Raw genomic sequence first — 13,709 nt, 5'->3', positions numbered from 1 at the left:
GCGGCTTCAGTCCTTCGTGAACGCCGCGTACGCCTCGGCCGACATGAGCGTCTCGGGCACGCCCCCCTCCTCGGCGAGCCGCACCCGGAACAGCCAGCCCGCCTCGAAGGGCGAGGAGTTGACCAGGGCCGGGTCGTCGACCGCCTCCTGGTTGACCTCGGTGACCTCGCCGGTGACGGGGGAGTAGAGGTCGCTGACGGACTTGGTGGACTCCAGCTCGCCGCAGGGCTCACCCGCCGTGACCGCCGCGCCCACCTCGGGCAGCTGGACGAAGACCACGTCGCCGAGCTGGTCGGCGGCGTACTTGGTGATGCCGACCGTCGCCACGCCCTTCTCGGCGGGGGAGAGCCACTCGTGCTCCTTGCTGTAACGCAGCTGCGGGGGGTTGCTCATCGGGTGCGATTCTCCTTCGCGTTCCGGCGTGAGGTCGGGCACTTTCAGGTGTGGCGCCTGTAGAACGGCAGCGCCACCACGTCGTACGGCTCGCGCGTGCCGCGGATGTCGACGCCGACCCCCGCCGCGCCGGGGGCCGCGTGGGCCGCGTCGACGTACGCCATGGCGATGGGCCGCCCGAGCGTCGGCGAGGGGGCGCCCGAGGTGACCTCGCCGATGACCCGCCCCGCCTCGTCCACCACGGCGTATCCCGCGCGCGGCACCCGGCGGCCCCGGGCGACGAGGCCGGTCAGCACCCGCGGCGGCTCCCGCTCGGCACGCTCGGCCGCCGCGCGCAGCGCGTCCCGGCCCACGAAGTCGCCCGGCTTGCCGAACTTCACCACCCGGCCCAGGCCCGCGTCGAACGGCGTCGTGCCGGTGGTCAGCTCGTGCCCGTACAGCGGCATGCCCGCCTCCAGGCGCAGCGTGTCCCGGCAGGCCAGGCCGCAGGGCACCAGGCCGTCGCCCTCCCCGGCCTCGGTCAGCGCCCGCCACAGCGGCTCGGCGTCCTCGGGCGCGCAGAACAGCTCGAAGCCGTCCTCGCCGGTGTACCCGGTGCGGGCGATCATCGCCTCGCGCCCGGCGACGGTGCCGCGCAGTCCGGCGTAGTACTTCAGGGACGGCAGGTCCGCGTCGGTCAGCCGCGCCAGGATCGCCGGGGAGGCCGGGCCCTGCACGGCCAGCAGGGCGTACGCCGCGCCGTCGTCGCGGATCGCGGCGTCGAAGCCGGCCTGGCGCTCGGCGAGCGCGTCGAGCACCACGCCCGCGTTGGCGGCGTTGGCGACGACCAGGTACTCCCGCTCGGCGAGGCGGTAGACGATCAGGTCGTCGAGGATGCCGCCGGTGGGCTCGCAGATCATGGTGTACCGGGCCCGGCCCACGCGGAGCGCGGAGAGGTGGCCGGCCAGCGCGTAGTCCAGCAGCGCGTCCGCGGCCGGCCCGGTGACCGCGATCTCGCCCATGTGCGACAGATCGAACAGGCCGGCCGCGCCGCGCACGGCCTGGTGCTCGGCCCGCTCGCTGCCGTACCGCAGGGGCATCAGCCACCCGGCGAAGTCGGTCATGGTCGCGCCCAGGGCGCGGTGCACGGGCTCCAACGCCGTGGCGCGCGAGGCGTTCGCGGCGGCGCCCGGTGAGGCGTCCGGGGCAGGTGTGTCCGACATGCCGCACATCATCGCACGCCCCCTGTGGCACGGGTGGCCCGCTGCCAGGACCCTTCCCGCCGACGGGGATTAAGGTATTTGACGACTTACAGGAGAGGCGGCTGCGCATGAGCAACACCCCCGGATACGGCGGCGGCTGGCCCAGCAACGAGCTGGAGGAGGCGCTGGCCGCCTCGGTCGGCCGGCCGGAGGCCGCGGGGCACCTGCTGAAGGTGCTGGCCCGCAGCGCGCTGTGGGTGCCGCTGCCCGAGGGCGGCGGCCCGGACAGCAGCAGCCTGCGCCTGCCCACCACCCAGCTGGGCGGCGCGCCGTACGTGCCCGTCTTCAGCTCCGCCGAGCAGTACCACCTCGGCGGCGCCTCGCACCTGGGCTTCGCCATCGCGCCCGCCCCGGAGTTCGCCCGCGGCCTGCCGCCGCAGCTCGGCATCGCCGTCAACCCCGGCGGCACGGTCGGCATCCCGGTGCCGCCCGCGGCCGTCGCCGAGCTGTGCCGCGCGACGCCGGGCGAGCGGATACCCGGCGTTCCCTCCGGCGCCCGGATGCGGCTGTTCCAGCCGGACTGGCAGGAGGAGCCGATGGACTTCCTCGCCGCGGTCTCGCGCGAGCTGTCCGGCCTGTGGTTCGTCAGGAGCGCGCGCCGCGGGCTGGCCAGCGCCGAAGGCGGCCCGCCCTCGCTCTTCCTCGGCCTGGAGCTGGAGATGCTCGACGAGCCCAGCCGCCTGGCGGCGCACGGGGCGCTGGAGCGGGCGCTGTCGGAGCAGCACGTCGCCTGGCCGGTGCAGATGGTGCTGCTCGACGCCGCCGAGGACCCTGTCGTGGACTGGCTGCGGCACTGCGTGAGGCCCTTCTACGCGCGTGAGGCGTGAGCGTTGCCGCGGCTGCGCTCTGCGTCCTGTCAGCGAACGCTCCTAAGCTGGAGTGATGTCGGTGTGAATCAGCAGCGGGAGGTGCGGTGCGCGGAGGGCCGGCCCAGGTGAGCGCGGGAAGCGGCGTGGAGGAGCTGTTGCCGCGCGTGACGGCGGACCGGTTCGACGTCTACGAGGCCCTGCTGGCCGCGCTCGCCGGGGGCCAGGTGTGGATGCTGCTGTGGCACGGGCAGCCCGGCGATCCCGACGCCCAGTACGGCAGCGTCGAGGTCGCCGGCCACGGGTACGCGCCGTGCGTCACCTCCGAGCGGGAGCTGCTCGCCAGCGGCTGGACCCGGGCGCACGAGGTGGTCAGCGGCAAGGACATCGCCGCCGCGCTCTACCCCGACCACTGGGGCCTGTGGCTCAACCCGCACGTTCCCGGCGGCGGTCTCGGCATCCCGTGGCTCGACCTGCGGCGGATAGCGGGCGGCCTGGACCGGCTGCCGGCCGGACCGCTGCGGATCAGCGAGCCGAGCATCCGCGCCGACGCCTTCTACGAGCGGCTGACGCTGCACGCCCAGCGCACGCCGGTGCTGCGCAGCCTGCGGCGGGCGTGGGTGCAGCCGGCCCTCGGCCCGGCGTACCTGGTGATCGGCCTGGAGGTGGACGACCCGGGGGAGCACACCGCCGAGGCGGTGCGGGAGATGATGCGGCAGTCCATCACGGCGGTGCCGGACGGGCTGGCGGTCGGCACGGTCGCCATGGCCGACGCCTACGACCCGGTCGCGATGTGGCTGCGCGCCAACACCCGCCCGTTCTACGACCGGGACACGCCCGTCGCCGTGCCCGTGCAGGACCCGGCCGCGCTGCGCCAGCACGGGTACGGGTACCCCAGGCCGCACTGACCCGCGCTCACGCGGGGATCGTGAGCTTCTGCGGACGCTCGAAGAACTCCTCGAACTCCTCCTGGCTGGCCCTGATCGGGTCGATGTCCGCGCCCCAGGGGTTGCCCAGGATGATCTCCCCGGTCTGATCGTCGACACCGAGGACGTAGTAGACGTGCCGGGTGGAGTAGCTCCCCTCCCAGTCGGCAGGCACGCCGTCCGCCTCCGAGGGCGTGGAGACGATCACCGGTTGGCCGGCGCGCCAGGCGTCCACGGTGCCCTCGTACGAGCCGGTCGTCCAGCCGTCGGCGTCCTCGGCGTCGTTGCCGGTGATGTACGGCGGCGCCTGCTCGTTGTGGTCCCACTCGATGGCGCCGTAGCTGCCCTGCTCTTCCCGGTCGTAGCGGTCGTCGTCCTCCTTGCCGTCCGGCGCGCCGCCGTCGTCCCCGCCGTAGACCAGCGCGAACGCCTTCTCGTAGTACGCCGGCCAGGTGTCGCCGTCGCCGTAGGCGCCCATCGGGTTGCCGTTCTCGTCCACCGGCAGGTCGGCGGTGACGGTCACCCAGCGCTGGTTGCCGTCCTCGTCCCAGATGCGGACGCTGACGGTGCCGTTGGGGTTCTCCCGGATGCCCTCGCGGATGAACTCCGGGTCCCGCTGGGTCACCGCGATCAGCGAGGCGATGTACCAGCAGTCCCCGAACCGCCCCTGGTTGATGTCGTCGTACGACACCGCCTCGCCGTCCTCGTTCGGCGCGAACAGCGGGTCGTCCGGATTCTCCCAGTGCATGCCGGTGGCCTGCTCGCCGGTCTGCGGGTTCTCGCCGTCGAGGTAGGCGTCGGTGGTCTCGAAGTGCGGCCGGACCCAGGGGAACGCCCGCCGCAGCTTGTCGACGTTCCCCTCGCTGACGCGGGAGAGCAGGTCGCCGACGGCCTGCTGGCGCTCGGCGAGCGGCAGGCCCCACTCGTACCACAGGGTGTCGGACTTGTCGCTGATCAGGCCGTTGAGCCGGGACAGCTGCTCGGGCGTCGCCTGCGAGATCACGGCGTCGAGCTCGGCCGGGGTGAGGCCGGCGAGGGTGCCCATGAGCTCCCGGATCTCGTCGCGGTTGCCGTCGTTTCCCTCGTCCCAGTTCCCGGCGTCGGCCAGCGCCTCGTAGGCGTTGTCGATGTCCTCGGCGCGCGGCGGGTCGTCGTTGGCGAAGACCATCGAGGGGTCGATGGGGTACCCGTCGTCCGCCAGCTCCTCGCAGGCGTCGAGCTGGGCGCGGCGACGGTCCATCTCGTCGGCGGTGTCGGTGAACTCGCTCAGCGAGCCGGGCGGGGTGCCGTAGCCGAAGAGGCCGCCCGTGCCGCCGGCGACGAGCCCGCTGGTGATCACCGCCTCCAGGCCGGGGTCCTCGGTGGCGGGCTTGCCGCCCATGTGTCCCTGCGCCGTCACCAGCAGGTTGAAGAGGTCGGCGTGCATCGCCGGCGCGTCCTGCCCGCGCTGCCGCAGGTCGGCGGCGAGGGTGCGTATCCCCTCCGAGTCGAATCCCTGGAACCCCATGACCGTCTCCCCCGTCTCTTCCGTCTCTTCCGTCTCTTCCGTCTTCTCGGGCGTCCCCTGGGCCTTCCCCGGGCCTTCCCCGGGCGTTCCTCGGGCGTTCCTCAGGCGTCGATCCGGTGCAGATCGACGTAACTCCTGCGGTCGGCGTGGTAGTCGCGCGCGGCCGCCTCGGCCTCGGTGACCCCCAGCTCGATGGCGGCCACCCGCCAGCGCCGGCCCGCGATGGCGACGCTGTCGCCGACCGTGAGCCCCTTGTGGAGGGCGCGTTCGCTGCCGCGCACGGTGATGTCCGCGCGCGGCGGGTCACTGTGAATGGCCAGGACCACGACGGTGAGGCGGCCTTCGCCGAAGCGGTGGTGCGGCACGTGCCAGCGCATCCGCCACCGGCCCTCGACGGTGGTCGGCCAGTCGGGACTGCCGGCGTCCATCAGTTGCCCCCCTCCGCCCGACCGGCCCGCTCCTCCAGGTCGGTCGCCTCGGACTCCCAGCGGCCGGCGTCGTTCATCAGCGCGCCGGCCATCGCGTGCAGCGTGCTGCCGCGTTCCCTGATCACGGCGGTGGTCCTCTCGGCGTACGGACCCTGCCAGGTGACCGGATCCTGCCGCTGAGCCAGCTCGGTCTCGCCGTCGAGGAACGGCCCGAGCGTGCCCGCCAGCTCACGCGCCCGCCGCGCGCAGTCGCGCAGGCCCTCGGCCCGCTCCCGCAGCTGCTCCGGCGTCTCGCCGGACTCGTCCTCGTCTCCCACGGCCCCCGCCCTTCGCATTCCGGTCTCCCGTTTCCGCCAGGACGGTAGCAGGGGGCAAAACGCCAACGCCCCGCGAAAGCGGGCATTTTGGGGACGACAATCGGCCGCTGTGCCAGAGCCGTGACAGCCGCGCCACCGGCCCGCCACACCCGCTGCCGCGCCCTTCCTCCGCCTTCCGGCCGATGCCCGGGGGTACCCTGGCGAAGAAACGGATCAATCACCCGAATCAGATCGAAAGGGGCGTTCTATGTACGCCGTGAAGAGCACGCTGCCCGACACCACCCTCAAGGTCGTAGGCGAGGCCCTCCAGGGCGCCCTGGTGGACCTCGTCGACCTGTCGCTCGTCGCCAAGCAGACCCACTGGAACATCCTCGGCCCCCGGTTCCGCTCGGTGCACCTCCAACTCGACGACGTGGTGGCCACCGCCCGCTCCCACGCCGACACGGTCGCCGAACGCGCCGCCGCCCTCGGCATCTCCCCGGACGGCCGCGCCGCGACCGTGGCCCAGGGCAGCGGCATCGCCAACGCCCCCGAGGGCTGGCAGCAGGACGGTGCCGCCATCCACGGCATGGTCGCGGCCCTGGGCGCGGTCATCACGCGCATGCGCGAGCGCATGGACTCCGTCGGCGAGGTGGACGCGGTCAGCCAGGACGTGCTGATCCAGCTCACGAAGGACCTCGAGAAGCACCACTGGATGTTCCAGGCCGAGGACGCCGCCTGAGGCCGGAGCAAGGATCGGGCTCTGACCAGCAAAAACAGGCGTTCCGTCGCGTTCCGAAGCGTGACGCGACGTTCCGGCGTCGGACGGAATCTCACCGGAATCCGCGGCTCGACCGGAAGGAATCCGGAACGCAGAAGGCCCCGGCCGCACCAGCGGCCGGGGGGCGTCCGGTCCGGCAGGGACCACAGGATCATGCCCGCGCCCGCGGCGGCTCGCTCGGGTCGATCGCGTTACCGGTCATCGTCCTGGGCTGATGCAATCAGTACCGGCCGGGTGATCAGGCGGTGGTCACCTCTGGCAACGGTCTGTCCAGGCAGCAGTGAACGAAGTCCTGCACGACGGGGTCGCTGTCGTCGGAGCAGGCCCAGGCGACGCCCACCTGACTGGGGCTCACGCCGCTGACGGGGCGGTAGGTGATGCCGGGCCGGGCGTAGAAGCGAGCGGCAGATGCCGGGGCAAGGGCGATGCCGTAGCCGTTGGCCACGGCGCTGAGCCAGTCGTCCGGCTGCTCTGTGACGGCGCCGATGCGGACCGGGTGGCCGCCGCGTTCACCGGTGGCCAGCCAGTGGTCTCGCCACCAGCCTGTTTCAGACGGCGCGGCCACGAACGGCTCATCCCACAGATCGCGGAACGGGATCACGTCGCGCGCTGCGAGAGGGTGTGCCTCGGGGAGGGCGACCCAGCGGGGCTCGGTGAAGAGTACCGCCGTCCGCAGAGTGTCCTGGCCGGGGAAGGGCAGCCGCAGCAGGGCGGCGTCGACGTCTCCGTCGGCGAGCCCGGCGCTCGGATTCGACCAGGCGGCCTGCCGCATATCCACCCGCCAGCCTGGCCGACGCCGGGAGAACTCCGCGATGATGCGCGGGGTCGCCTCGTTGGCGGCACTGGCCATGAAGCCGACCCGCAGTACGCGGGCTGCCCGGCCGGCGGCGCTCTTGGTCTCCCGCAGCACCCGGTCCCAGTCGGCCAGCAGCGCGGGCACCCGCTCTGCCAGGGTCCGGCCCGGTTCTGTGAGAGTCATGCCGGTGCGGGACCGCGTGAACAGTCCCACTCCCAGCCGGGTCTCCAGTTGCTTGATCTGTTTGGTGAGCGCCGGCTGGGACACGAACAGTCGTTCCGCGGCGCGAGTGAGGGTCCCCTCCTCCGCCACAGCGACGAAGTAGCGCAGCAGCCGCGTGTCCACATCCATGCTTCCAGGTTATAGACGCAGGTATTGGACGCCGCGCAAGGGCTCGGGGAGGCTTGTCCAGGTGAGCGCGCCGGGCTCGCCGGACTCACGATGCGCTCGACTGAAGGACGAGGCATATGTTTCCCCGCCTACGCGATCATCACCGTCATCGCGATCCTGGCCAACGCCGGAATCGCCATCGCGGACTTCTTGAATGCCAAGTTCGTCCTCGCCAACTCGACCGAGGTCGGTCTCCCGCGGACCTGGCTCCCGTGGCTCGCTGCGCTCAAGGCCGCTGGAGCCGCCGGTCTGCTACTCGGACTCATGGGTGTCCCGGTCATCGGCGTTGCCGCCGCGGCCGGGCTCGTCTTGTTCTACATCGGCGCCATCGCCGCACACCTCCGTGCTCGCGTGTACCACAACATCGCTTTTCCTGGCGGCTACCTGGCTCTGGCCGCAGGGTCTCTCGTCCTCGCTGTCGCCCGATGAACGTTGGAGTGCCGCGCGAAAGGCAGGCGTGTGGCCTTCGCGGGAGCGTCACCGTGACGGCTGGGCGAACGCCTCGGTCAATTCCCGCAGCCGGACCTTAGGTTCGGCGCTACCCGGGTTTTGGGTGGTCGCCGCGGTCCCGGGGCGGGAGCTGGTCCTCCAGGGACGCCATCGTTTCTCGTCCTACGCCCTGATCTATCGCCTCGAACACGTCGGTCCGGGGAAATCACGGCTCCGCGCCGAGAGCCGAGCTGCTTTCCCGGGGCTGATCGGCGGCCTCTACCGGTGGCTCGTCGTCGGGACGGGCGGGCACGTGGTTGGCATGCGGCGCCTTCTGTCCCCTGACGCGGGCGGCAACGGCTTCGCTACCCGCTCGGCGGCTGTCGTTGGGTGAGGGGACGAGAAGACGTGGACGTGTATAGAGCCGTCGACAGTCGCCGGGCCGTGCCGGCTTTCAGCGATGAGCCGGGCATCACCAGAGCGCACCGACTCAGCCCGACATGGAAAAGGTGCTGCCCGAGAAGTAGTAGTCGCTCTTCTGCAGCAAGTGCGACGCGTATGTCCGGCCGATCGCGGGTGAACCGCGGTATACCCCCACGTACTGGCGTATCACATCCACGACCACGGGGCGGACGAAGCAGGCGAACTGTGACCGCTGCTTCTCCTCGGCCCAGGCCACCGCCTGCGGATCGACCCGGGTGCTGATCAGGGCGGGGAAGACAGCCAGCCCGGTCTGAAATCCCCGGGGAAGGCCTCCCTTGTGGGCCTTGGCGTACCGACGCGCGTGCTGGGTGAAGGTGGCAATCACCGGAACGGTGATCTCCGGAACGGCTGCGGCCAGGGTGAACACGTGCAGCCGGGTCGCGGCCCACCCCAGCCGAAAGTCCGACCGGCGGCCGATCAGCACCGGTGTCCCGCCCTCGTAGTGCCACTGCGGAGAGCAGCCGTCGGCGGCCAACTTGGCGCCTACGGAATTGAGATACGCACGCGTCGGGTCATCAGTCATGCGCGCGATTTTCACATAGCACCACTGGTCAACCATGATCGGGTTAGTCACCACGGGATGTTCCAGGCCGAGGACGCCGCCTGAGGTGGGCCGGCCGGCGCCGCGCGCTCGCGGCCGGTCCCGGCACGTCGCGCTACTCGTGCGGCAGCGTGCAGCGCGGCGCCGAGCGGCAGTAGTAGCCGAGGCCCTTGCAGTGCCAGCAGTCGTGGGCGGCGGCCACGCCCTGGGCGCGGCCGGAGGTGGGGACGTACAGCGTCTCGCGGAACTCGACGCGCTGCCCGGCGCAGGCGTGGCACTGGCGGTGCGGACCCGGGCAGTTCTCCTCTGACACTCCTGCTCACCCATCTCGTTCGGCCGGCCGGCCTCCACCGTAGACGGCCGTGCCCATTCGGCCGAACGCCCTCTTGCGCGGGCGGTAGTGGGCGGCGTACACCTCGTATAGGAATTGCGAACGGGGGATCCGCCATGGCGACTCCACTCTCCGCCGACCGGCTGCTGAAGGCCCTGAGGGACGAGGGCGTGCGCGTCGTCGAGTACCGCGACTGGCGCACGAACAACCGGAACGAGGTCGGGGCCTGGGGCCCCGTCCACGGGGTGATGATCCATCACACCGTCACCTCCGGCACCGACTCCAGCGTCGAGCTGTGCTACGAGGGGCGCTCCGACCTGCCAGGGCCGCTGTGCCACGGCGTCATCGCCAAGGACGGCACCTGCTACCTGGTGGGCAACGGCCGGGCCAACCACGCGGGCAGCGGCGACGGCGACGTGCTGGCCGCCGTGATCGAGGAGCGGTCCCTGCCGCCGGACAACGAGACCGACACCGACGGAAACGTCCACTTCTACGGCCTCGAATGCGTCAACCTCGGCGACAACGAGGACCCCTGGCCACCCGAGCAGGTCGAGGCCATCGTCCGCGCCTCCGCGGCGATCTGCCGCGCCCACGGCTGGGGCAAGGAGGGCACCACGTCCGTGATCGGCCACCTCGAATGGCAGCCGGGTAAGGTCGATCCGCGCGGGCCCGGCATCTCCATGGGCGATATCCGCGAGCGCGTCGCCGAGCGGCTCGAACACCCCGCCGGCTGGAGCCCCACCCCCGAGGAGGACGACATGCCCAAGCGAGCGCTGTACGGCACCACGGACGACTACCGCCGTACCATCCAGCCCAACAAGTGGACCACGCTCACCTTCAACCGGCGCTACACCGACGGCGAGTGGCAGAACCTGGAGAAGGCCACCTCCAGCATCCTCTACGGGGCCTGCCACTACACGGCCTCGGTCGGCGTACGGGTCGGGGGCCTCACCAAGGGCCAGGAGTTCCAGCTCCGGCTGGCCAACTACCGGACGCAGGGCGACGGGTTCGAGCGGACCGGCACCATGCCGATCCACTCCCCGGTCCACGTCGGCGGCGACCTGCACTTCGTCTACACGTGGACCGGGTTCATCTCGGCCACCGACAAGGGCCGGGTCCGCCCGGAGGTCTTCCACTACGGCGACGAGCCGCTCGTCGTCGAGTGGGCCCGCGCCGAGTCGCTCTACTGGCCCGGCTGACCGGCCGCCCGCCGCACCAGGGGGATGTACCGGTCCCAGTCCCAGTGCGGCCCGGGGCAGATCCGGACCACCTCCGGCACCTCGTTGTGGCCCACGATGTGCTCGCGGTCGACCGGGATGCCGTACCGCGCGCAGATCCCGGCCACCAGCCGCGCCGAGGACTCGTACATCACGTCCGTCAGATAGGAGGGGTCGTCCGCCCAGCCCTCGTGCTCGATGCCGACGCTGCGCTCGTTGAACGACCGGTTCCCCGCGTGGAACGCCACGTCCAGCTCGCGGGCGAGCTGCGCCACGTGGCCGTCGGAAGAGCGCACCACGTAGTGCGCGGCGGCGCCGTGCGACGGGTCCTGGAAGACCCGGAGCGTGATCGGGTAGGTCGCCTCCGGCATGTGGATCACGACGCGGTCGATGGCGTAGTCGCGGGGGCGGTTGGCCCGCCGGTAGTTCGCCGCGGAGGCGGGCACCCACTCCGCGCCCGGATGGTCCACCTCGCCCTCGGCCCGCTCCACCTCGTCCCCCGAGTAACGCCACCACCAGCGCTCCACGGTCTCCCGCGAGGCCAGCGCCCCCACGCCGAGCGCCGCCGCCGCGCCGCCGAGCAGCAGGGCGCGGCGGCCCGGTCGGCCCGGCCCGCCCGGCTGCCCCACGTGCTCACCCATCGCCACCTCGCCCGCTCGCCGCCAGCCTCTCCCGGATTCCCCCTCTGACCGAAACCAACGCCCGCCCTCCCGGTCCGGTTCCGGGCCGCTCGTAGACTGGGGCCTGCCATGCCGTACTTCGATCACGCCGCCACCACCCCCATGCTCCCCGAGGCCATGGCGGCGATGACCGCCGAACTCGGGGTCACCGGCAACGCCTCCGCCCTGCACGCCGCCGGGCGGCGGGCCCGGCGCGTGGTCGAGGAGGGGCGGGAGGCGCTGGCCGCGGCCCTCGGCGGGCGCCCCAGCGAGGTCGTCTTCACCTCCGGCGGCACCGAGGCCGACAACCTCGCCGTCAAGGGCCTGTACTGGGCCCGCCGCGACGCCGACCCGCGCCGTACCCGCGTGCTGGCCAGCCCGGTCGAGCACCACGCCGTCCTGGATGCCGTCGCCTGGCTCGGCGAGCACGAGGGCGCGACGGTCGAGTGGCTGCCGGTCGACGGCCACGGCCGCGTACACGCCGACGCGCTGCGCGCCGCGATCGAACGCGACCCCGCCGACGTCGCCCTCGTGACGGTGATGTGGGCCAACAACGAGATCGGCACCGTGATGCCCGTCGCCGAGCTGGCCGCCGTCGCCGCCGAGCACGGCATCCCCATGCACGCGGACGCCGTGCAGGCCGTCGGGCAGCTCCCGGTGGACTTCGCCGCCTCCGGGCTGGCCGCGCTCACCGTCTCCGGCCACAAGATCGGCGGGCCGTACGGCATCGGCGCGCTGCTGCTGGGCCGGGAGTGGACGCCGACGCCGGTGCAGCACGGCGGCGGGCAGGAGCGGGAGGTGCGTTCCGGCACGCTCGACGTCCCGGCCGTCGCGGGCTTCGCCGCGGCCGCCAGGCTCGCCGCCGGCCGCCAGGAGGAGTTCGCCCGGCGGATCGGGGAGCTGCGCGACGAGCTCATCGGCGCGGTGACCGCCGCCGTCCCGGACGCCCTGCTGGGCGGTGACCCGGACCCGGCCGGGCGGCTGCCGGGCAACGCCCACTTCGCGTTTCCCGGCTGCGAGGGCGACTCGCTCCTGCTGCTGCTGGACGCGCAGGGCATCGAGTGCTCCACCGGCTCCGCCTGCACCGCGGGCGTCGCCCAGCCCAGCCACGTGCTGCTGGCCACCGGCGCCGACCGCGAACTGGCGCGCGGCACGCTGCGCTTCTCGCTGGGCCACACCTCCACCAAGGACGACGTCGCCGCCCTCGCCGAGGCGATCGGCCCGGCCGTGGAGCGGGGCCGCGGCGCCGGGCTGAGCTGACGAACGAAGACGAACGAAACCGTGCGGACACCGCCCCGCCCCGGGCCGTACGCTGGGAGCGCTATGACTGACACCCCCCGCCGGCTGCGCGTCCTGGCGGCGATGTCCGGCGGCGTGGACTCCGCGGTCGCCGCCGCGCGCGCCGCCGACGCCGGGCACGACGTGACCGGCGTCCACCTCGCGCTGTCCGCCAACCCCACGTCCTTCCGCACCGGCGCCCGCGGCTGCTGCACCCTGGAGGACTCCCGCGACGCCCGCCGCGCCGCCGACGTCATCGGTATCCCGTTCTACGTGTGGGACCTCGCCGAGCGCTTCCGGCAGGACGTGGTCGAGGACTTCGTCGCCGAGTACCGGGCCGGGCGCACGCCCAACCCCTGCCTGCGCTGCAACGAGAAGATCAAGTTCGCGGCGCTGCTGGACCGGGCGCTCGCCCTCGGCTTCGACGCGGTCTGCACCGGCCACTACGCCACGGTGGTACGCCGCCCGGACGGCAGCCGCGAGCTGCACCGCGCCGCCGACCTGGCCAAGGACCAGAGCTACGTGCTCGGCGTGCTCGACGACCGGCAGCTCGCGCACGCCATGTTCCCCCTGGGCGACACCCGCAGCACCAAGGAGGAGATCCGCGCCGAGGCCGAACGGCGCGGGCTGGCCGTGGCGCGCAAGCCGGACAGCCACGACATCTGCTTCATCGCCGACGGCGACACCCGCGGCTTCCTCGCCTCCCACCTCGGCTCCGCCGAGGGCGACGTCGTCGACGAGGACGGGCGCAAGGTCGGCACCCACCAGGGCGCGCACGGCTTCACCATCGGGCAGCGCAAGGGGCTGCGCCTCGGCCGGCCCGCGCCCGACGGGAAGCCGCGCTACGTGCTGGACATCTCGCCGGTGAACAACACCGTCACGGTCGGGCCCGCGGAGGCGCTGGACGTCGTGGGGCTGACGGCCATCCGCCCGCGCTGGTGCGGCGCGGCGCCGCCGGCCGGGCCCGGCCGGTACACGGCGCAGCTGCGCGCGCACGGCGGCGAGGCGCCGGTGACGGCCGAGGAGGCCGACGGCGAGCTGCGGGTCCGCTTCGACCAGCCGGTGCGCGGCGTCGCCCCCGGCCAGGCGATCGTCCTCTACGACGGCACCCGCGTCGTCGGCTCCGCCACGATCGCCACGACGGAGCGCTCCCGCGCCGCCGCGTAGGCCCGCCCACCCGAACCCGGGTGGGGTGCCGGGGCGTGGG

General features: G+C 72.8%; 16 protein-coding genes. 7 read left to right on the top strand and 9 right to left on the bottom strand.

Annotated features, from left to right (window positions below; translation table 11 throughout):
- Window positions 1-6: 6 nt before the first annotated feature.
- On the bottom strand, window positions 7-393 hold the full coding sequence (gene gcvH / locus ACTWQH_RS13340; RefSeq protein ID WP_443286696.1) for a glycine cleavage system protein GcvH: 387 nt from the start codon (window positions 391-393) through the stop codon (window positions 7-9).
- 44 nt (window positions 394-437) lie between these two features.
- Entirely contained in the window at window positions 438-1,595 is a 1,158-nt protein-coding gene (gene gcvT / locus ACTWQH_RS13335; protein WP_443286695.1) for a glycine cleavage system aminomethyltransferase GcvT, read from the bottom strand.
- A gap of 107 nt (window positions 1,596-1,702) precedes the next feature.
- On the opposite strand from gcvT, the gene ACTWQH_RS13330 reads away from it, so the two are divergent.
- Both ACTWQH_RS13330 and ACTWQH_RS13325 read left to right on the top strand, forming a co-directional pair.
- Window positions 1,703-2,461, top strand: coding sequence for an enhanced serine sensitivity protein SseB (locus tag ACTWQH_RS13330; RefSeq protein ID WP_443286694.1), 759 nt, complete (start codon window positions 1,703-1,705; stop codon window positions 2,459-2,461).
- Window positions 2,462-2,568: 107 nt separating this feature from the next.
- On the top strand, window positions 2,569-3,348 hold the full coding sequence (locus ACTWQH_RS13325; protein ID WP_443286693.1) for an enhanced serine sensitivity protein SseB C-terminal domain-containing protein: 780 nt from the start codon (window positions 2,569-2,571) through the stop codon (window positions 3,346-3,348).
- A 7-nt stretch (window positions 3,349-3,355) separates the two neighbouring features.
- Here ACTWQH_RS13325 and ACTWQH_RS13320 read toward each other — a convergent pair whose 3' ends face one another.
- The 3 genes from ACTWQH_RS13320 to ACTWQH_RS13310 form a co-directional block, all read right to left on the bottom strand.
- Entirely contained in the window at window positions 3,356-4,873 is a 1,518-nt protein-coding gene (locus ACTWQH_RS13320) for a C2 family cysteine protease (RefSeq protein ID WP_443286692.1), read from the bottom strand.
- Window positions 4,874-4,974: 101 nt separating this feature from the next.
- Window positions 4,975-5,301, bottom strand: a complete 327-nt coding sequence (locus ACTWQH_RS13315) for a DUF6406 domain-containing protein (RefSeq protein ID WP_443286691.1) — start codon at window positions 5,299-5,301, stop codon at window positions 4,975-4,977.
- Complete coding sequence (locus tag ACTWQH_RS13310; protein WP_443286690.1) at window positions 5,301-5,636, bottom strand: hypothetical protein; 336 nt, start codon at window positions 5,634-5,636, stop codon at window positions 5,301-5,303. The genes ACTWQH_RS13315 and ACTWQH_RS13310 overlap by 1 nt, the downstream gene beginning before the upstream one ends.
- Before the next feature lie 229 nt (window positions 5,637-5,865).
- Here ACTWQH_RS13310 and ACTWQH_RS13305 point away from each other — a divergent pair, with 229 nt between their 5' ends.
- Window positions 5,866-6,339, top strand: a complete 474-nt coding sequence (locus ACTWQH_RS13305; protein ID WP_443286689.1) for a Dps family protein — start codon at window positions 5,866-5,868, stop codon at window positions 6,337-6,339.
- A 277-nt stretch (window positions 6,340-6,616) separates the two neighbouring features.
- Here the strand turns inward: ACTWQH_RS13305 and ACTWQH_RS13300 are convergent, their stop codons facing one another.
- A complete protein-coding gene (locus tag ACTWQH_RS13300) occupies window positions 6,617-7,525 on the bottom strand; it encodes a LysR family transcriptional regulator (RefSeq protein WP_443286688.1) in 909 nt (302 codons plus the stop codon).
- Between the two features lie 90 nt (window positions 7,526-7,615).
- Here ACTWQH_RS13300 and ACTWQH_RS13295 point away from each other — a divergent pair, with 90 nt between their 5' ends.
- A complete protein-coding gene (locus ACTWQH_RS13295; protein ID WP_443286687.1) occupies window positions 7,616-7,993 on the top strand; it encodes a DoxX family protein in 378 nt (125 codons plus the stop codon).
- A 490-nt stretch (window positions 7,994-8,483) separates the two neighbouring features.
- Here ACTWQH_RS13295 and ACTWQH_RS13290 read toward each other — a convergent pair whose 3' ends face one another.
- Window positions 8,484-9,050: a levansucrase gene (locus ACTWQH_RS13290; RefSeq protein ID WP_443286686.1), complete on the bottom strand. Its 567-nt coding sequence runs from the start codon at window positions 9,048-9,050 to the stop codon at window positions 8,484-8,486.
- 82 nt (window positions 9,051-9,132) lie between these two features.
- Complete coding sequence (locus tag ACTWQH_RS13285; protein ID WP_443286685.1) at window positions 9,133-9,330, bottom strand: hypothetical protein; 198 nt, start codon at window positions 9,328-9,330, stop codon at window positions 9,133-9,135.
- A 134-nt stretch (window positions 9,331-9,464) separates the two neighbouring features.
- On the opposite strand from ACTWQH_RS13285, the gene ACTWQH_RS13280 reads away from it, so the two are divergent.
- On the top strand, window positions 9,465-10,547 hold the full coding sequence (locus ACTWQH_RS13280; protein ID WP_443286684.1) for a peptidoglycan recognition protein family protein: 1,083 nt from the start codon (window positions 9,465-9,467) through the stop codon (window positions 10,545-10,547).
- Here ACTWQH_RS13280 and ACTWQH_RS13275 read toward each other — a convergent pair.
- The gene (locus ACTWQH_RS13275; RefSeq protein ID WP_443286683.1) at window positions 10,532-11,206 is read right to left on the bottom strand and encodes an N-acetylmuramoyl-L-alanine amidase; all 675 of its coding nucleotides are present in this window, start codon (window positions 11,204-11,206) and stop codon (window positions 10,532-10,534) included. The genes ACTWQH_RS13280 and ACTWQH_RS13275 overlap by 16 nt on opposite strands.
- Before the next feature lie 108 nt (window positions 11,207-11,314).
- On the opposite strand from ACTWQH_RS13275, the gene ACTWQH_RS13270 reads away from it, so the two are divergent.
- Together ACTWQH_RS13270 and mnmA are read left to right on the top strand one after the other, a co-directional pair.
- Complete coding sequence (locus ACTWQH_RS13270) at window positions 11,315-12,484, top strand: cysteine desulfurase family protein (protein WP_443286682.1); 1,170 nt, start codon at window positions 11,315-11,317, stop codon at window positions 12,482-12,484.
- Between the two features lie 63 nt (window positions 12,485-12,547).
- Entirely contained in the window at window positions 12,548-13,669 is a 1,122-nt protein-coding gene (gene mnmA, locus ACTWQH_RS13265; RefSeq protein ID WP_443286681.1) for a tRNA 2-thiouridine(34) synthase MnmA, read from the top strand.
- The last annotated feature ends 40 nt before the right edge of the window (window positions 13,670-13,709 follow it).

The organism is Streptomyces sp. 6N223 (assembly GCF_052246635.1).
GTDB lineage: Bacteria > Actinomycetota > Actinomycetes > Streptomycetales > Streptomycetaceae > Streptomyces.
Note: the sequence above shows the minus strand (reverse complement) of the source record. Positions and strands in the feature narration are given on the sequence as shown.